Origin of the sequence: Klebsiella sp. 54 (assembly GCF_018223875.1) — a bacterium.
Lineage (GTDB): Bacteria > Pseudomonadota > Gammaproteobacteria > Enterobacterales > Enterobacteriaceae > Klebsiella > Klebsiella quasipneumoniae.
On the sequence record NZ_JAGRRA010000017.1, the window covers coordinates 1 to 1,657 of the forward strand.

At 53.2% G+C, this 1,657-nt stretch carries 1 rRNA gene; it reads left to right on the plus strand.

The annotated features are described in order from the left end of the window. Positions 1-70 precede the first annotated feature (70 nt). A 16S ribosomal RNA gene (locus KHQ24_RS23785) occupies positions 71-1,610 on the plus strand. The last annotated feature ends 47 nt before the right edge of the window (positions 1,611-1,657 follow it).

Sequence of the window (1,657 nt, forward strand, 5' to 3'; positions counted from 1 at the left end):
AAATGAATACCAAGTCTCAAGAGTGAACACGTAATTCATTACGAAGTTTAATTCTTTGAGCATCAAACTTAAATTGAAGAGTTTGATCATGGCTCAGATTGAACGCTGGCGGCAGGCCTAACACATGCAAGTCGAGCGGTAGCACAGAGAGCTTGCTCTCGGGTGACGAGCGGCGGACGGGTGAGTAATGTCTGGGAAACTGCCTGATGGAGGGGGATAACTACTGGAAACGGTAGCTAATACCGCATAACGTCGCAAGACCAAAGTGGGGGACCTTCGGGCCTCATGCCATCAGATGTGCCCAGATGGGATTAGCTAGTAGGTGGGGTAACGGCTCACCTAGGCGACGATCCCTAGCTGGTCTGAGAGGATGACCAGCCACACTGGAACTGAGACACGGTCCAGACTCCTACGGGAGGCAGCAGTGGGGAATATTGCACAATGGGCGCAAGCCTGATGCAGCCATGCCGCGTGTATGAAGAAGGCCTTCGGGTTGTAAAGTACTTTCAGCGGGGAGGAAGGCGATAAGGTTAATAACCTTGTCGATTGACGTTACCCGCAGAAGAAGCACCGGCTAACTCCGTGCCAGCAGCCGCGGTAATACGGAGGGTGCAAGCGTTAATCGGAATTACTGGGCGTAAAGCGCACGCAGGCGGTCTGTCAAGTCGGATGTGAAATCCCCGGGCTCAACCTGGGAACTGCATTCGAAACTGGCAGGCTAGAGTCTTGTAGAGGGGGGTAGAATTCCAGGTGTAGCGGTGAAATGCGTAGAGATCTGGAGGAATACCGGTGGCGAAGGCGGCCCCCTGGACAAAGACTGACGCTCAGGTGCGAAAGCGTGGGGAGCAAACAGGATTAGATACCCTGGTAGTCCACGCCGTAAACGATGTCGATTTGGAGGTTGTGCCCTTGAGGCGTGGCTTCCGGAGCTAACGCGTTAAATCGACCGCCTGGGGAGTACGGCCGCAAGGTTAAAACTCAAATGAATTGACGGGGGCCCGCACAAGCGGTGGAGCATGTGGTTTAATTCGATGCAACGCGAAGAACCTTACCTGGTCTTGACATCCACAGAACTTGCCAGAGATGGCTTGGTGCCTTCGGGAACTGTGAGACAGGTGCTGCATGGCTGTCGTCAGCTCGTGTTGTGAAATGTTGGGTTAAGTCCCGCAACGAGCGCAACCCTTATCCTTTGTTGCCAGCGGTTCGGCCGGGAACTCAAAGGAGACTGCCAGTGATAAACTGGAGGAAGGTGGGGATGACGTCAAGTCATCATGGCCCTTACGACCAGGGCTACACACGTGCTACAATGGCATATACAAAGAGAAGCGACCTCGCGAGAGCAAGCGGACCTCATAAAGTATGTCGTAGTCCGGATTGGAGTCTGCAACTCGACTCCATGAAGTCGGAATCGCTAGTAATCGTAGATCAGAATGCTACGGTGAATACGTTCCCGGGCCTTGTACACACCGCCCGTCACACCATGGGAGTGGGTTGCAAAAGAAGTAGGTAGCTTAACCTTCGGGAGGGCGCTTACCACTTTGTGATTCATGACTGGGGTGAAGTCGTAACAAGGTAACCGTAGGGGAACCTGCGGTTGGATCACCTCCTTACCTTAAAGAACCTGCCTTTGCAGTGCTCACACAGATTGTCTGATGAA